The following is a 372-nucleotide window of genomic DNA, read 5'->3' on the forward strand; positions in this document are numbered from 1 at the left end:
TATAAAAATATAAAAAACATTTTATAGGGGAATCATGATGCGTCTTGTTGCTGCAGTCTTTGCGCTGATCCTGCCTGCGCTCTCCTTTGCACAGAATTACTCCATTGGTACGGGTGGTCAGAGTGGTATTTATTACCCATTAGGAGGAGCTCTGGCAAAGGTTTGGTCGGATAAGGTTGAAGGGGTCAATGTAAAAGCAGAAGTGACCGCTGCTTCTGTTGAAAATACCATCAAAGTGGTTCGTGGCGATATGCTGGCTGGTATTGCCATGGGTAATGTTGTTTTGGATGCTTACAAAGGTGAAGGGCAGTTTCCTGGCGAGATGCCAGTCAAGGTACTGTTCGCACTGTACCCTAATCTGGTTCACGCTTT

General features: G+C 45.4%; 1 protein-coding gene. It reads left to right on the forward strand.

Features of this window, described 5'->3' with window-relative positions; genetic code table 11:
- Positions 1 to 34: 34 nt before the first annotated feature.
- On the forward strand, positions 35 to 372 hold a 338-nt coding region (locus CWC28_RS21740), incomplete at its 3' end, for a TAXI family TRAP transporter solute-binding subunit (RefSeq protein ID WP_283206569.1).

The organism is Pseudoalteromonas sp. S4492, assembly GCF_005886115.1.
Lineage (GTDB): Bacteria > Pseudomonadota > Gammaproteobacteria > Enterobacterales > Alteromonadaceae > Pseudoalteromonas > Pseudoalteromonas gelatinilytica.